The 2,756-nt window shown below is 64.1% G+C and carries 1 protein-coding gene; it reads right to left on the bottom strand.

The genetic code is table 11. The features are described from left to right. Positions 1-74: 74 nt before the first annotated feature. Positions 75-2,405, bottom strand: coding sequence for an FdhF/YdeP family oxidoreductase (locus ACF8EA_RS03900; protein WP_392521153.1), 2,331 nt, complete (start codon positions 2,403-2,405; stop codon positions 75-77). Between the last annotated feature and the right edge of the window lie 351 nt (positions 2,406-2,756).

Genomic DNA, 2,756 nt, shown 5'->3' with positions numbered 1-2,756 from the left:
TCACCTCAACCTCAAACGCTGTGGGGTCCTGTAGGAGCGGGTTCACCCGCGAAGGGGCCAGTACAGGCACCCCATCAATCCGTGGCCAACACCGCCGCAATGCGGTTCCCCGCCTTGGCTTTCACGACCTTGATCGCCACGAATTTCGAGGTCGGGGTATAGGTCCCCTCACCATAACTTTCCAGCGGTACCAACGGGTTGGTTTCCGGGTAATACGCCGCCGCCTGCCCCTCCGGCACGTCATACGCCACCAGGCGGAACCCCGACACCCGCCGCTCCATGCCATCCTCCCACAACGACACAAGGTCCACCTGCTCACCCGGTTCGAAGCCCAGGCGACGGATGTCCGCCTCATTGACGAACACCACTTCACGCAGGCCGAACACCCCACGGTAGCGGTCGTCCAGGCCATACAGGGTGGTGTTGTACTGGTCGTGCGAGCGCAGGGTCTGCAGGATCAGGTCGGGTTTGTCACCCCGGGCCAGCACCTTGGCATTGACCAGCTCCTCGGGCAGCGCGTGGGGCATGAACCGGGCCTTGCCCGTGGCCGTTCGGAAGTTGCGATCGGCGGCGGTGTTACCCAGGTGGAAACCGCCCGGCTGCTGCAAGCGCTCATTGAAGCTGGCGAAACCAGGGATAACGTCTGCGATCATCTGACGAATACGGCTGTAGTCGGCCACCGCAAACTCCCAGTCTATCGGCTGGTTACCCAGCGTAGCCTTGGCCATGCCGGCGATGATCCAGGGCTCCGAGCGCATATGCGGCGAGCGCGGGCGCAACTGGCCGTGGGAGATGTGCACCATGCTGAAGGTGTCCTCCACAGTCACGCCTTGCGGCCCTTCGGCCTGCAGGTCGATTTCGGTACGGCCCAGGCACGGCAGGATCAGCGCATCGCGGCCGGTGACCAGGTGCGAGCGGTTGAGCTTGGTGGAAATCTGCACGGTCAACGCGCAGTTCTGCAGCGCCGCGTGGGTGCGCGCGGTGTCCGGGGTGGCTTGGGCAAAGTTGCCGCCCAAGCCGATGAACACCTTGGCCCGTCCCTCTTCCATGGCTTTGATCGCCAACACCGCGTTGTGCCCATGGGTACGCGGCACACTGAACTGGAAGCGTTGTTCGATGGCATCGAGTAGCGCCGCCGAGGGTTTCTCGTCAATGCCCATGGTACGGTCACCCTGCACGTTGCTGTGGCCACGCACCGGCGACAGGCCTGCGCCGGGTTTGCCGACGTTGCCGCGCAGCAGCTGCAGGTTGACGATTTCCTGCACGGTCGGCACCGAATGGCGATGCTGGGTGACGCCCATGGCCCAACACATGATGACCCGTTCGGCCTTGCGATACATGCGGGCGGCCAGCTCGATCTCGGCCAGGGTCAAGCCCGACTGTTTGACGATGTGCTCCCAGGACGTGGCGTCCACCGTCGCCAGGTAATCGTCGACGCCGCTGGTGTGCTCGGCGATGAAGGCATGGTCGAACACCGCCGGCTCGCCCTTGGCCTGCGCCTCGCGCTCCCATTGCAACAAATATTTGGCAATGCCGCGCATTGCCGCCATGTCCCCACCCAAGGCCGGGCGGAAGTAGGCACTGGAGGTCGGCTCGGAGCCGTTGCTGAGCATTTCGAACGGGTGCTGCGGGTGCTGGAAGCGCTCGAGGCCACGCTCTTTCAGCGGGTTGAAGCAGACTACCTGGGCACCACGCTTGACCGCTTCCCGCAGGGGTTCGAGCATGCGCGGGTGGTTGGTGCCGGGGTTCTGGCCAATGACGAAGATCGCGTCGGCCAGTTCCAGGTCGTGGAACACCACGGTGCCCTTGCCCACCCCGAGGGTTTCCGACATGCCCGCGCCGCTGGCTTCGTGGCACATGTTCGAGCAATCAGGGAAGTTGTTGGTGCCGTAAGCGCGCACGAACAGTTGGTAGAGGAACGCCGCCTCGTTGCTGGCCCGGCCCGAGGTGTAGAACTCGGCCTCATCTGGCGACTGAAGCGCATGCAGGTGCCTGGCGACCAGCTCGAAGGCCTCCTGCCAGGTGGTTTCGACATAGTGGTCGGTGGCGGCGTCGTAACGCATCGGGTGGGTGAGGCGGCCCTGGTATTCGAGCCAGTAGTCGGTCTGCTCCTTCAACGCGCTGACGCTGTATTTGGCGAAGAAAGCCGGGTCGACCGAGCGGCCGGTGGCTTCCCAGTTGACCGCCTTGGCGCCGTTCTCGCAGAACTTGACCATGTCGCTTTCCGGCGACTCGCCCCAGGCACAGCCGGGGCAGTCGAAGCCGCCGTTCTGGTTGGTCTTGAGCATGGCCCGCAGGTTCTTGAAGGCATTTTCGCTGCCCAGCCAGCTCTTGGTCACGCTTTTCAGCGCCCCCCAGCCGGCGGCGGCGCCCTTGTAGTCCCTGATGTGTTCGTCCTGGCTCATGCGATGAATCCTCACGCTTCGATGCTTTTTTCCAGCCTATGGAGCGTGGGGAGGGGGCGTCCAATCGAAAGATCTTACGGCGTGATAAGCGGTTTCGATCATGGGCTTCCTGGTGCTTGCCGTGCCATCTTCAGCGCCAGTGAGATCGAGCGCCGCCCGCGCGGCGCATCGCGAGCTGCGCTCGCTCCTACGTTTGTTTCGGGCCAGTGACGCCTGTGACAGGCGCGCGCGACCGCCTGGTTTGTACGACGCGAGATCGAGCCATGCGCCAAGGCGCGCGCGACCGCCTTGTTTGTACGACGCGAGATCGAGCCATGCACCAAGTCGTGCGCGCGCAAATCCCCCAGGCAT

It is taken from the genome of Pseudomonas sp. YQ_5 (genome assembly GCF_043103305.1).
Taxonomy (GTDB): domain Bacteria; phylum Pseudomonadota; class Gammaproteobacteria; order Pseudomonadales; family Pseudomonadaceae; genus Aquipseudomonas; species Aquipseudomonas putida_Y.
Note: the sequence above shows the minus strand (reverse complement) of the source record. Positions and strands in the feature narration are given on the sequence as shown.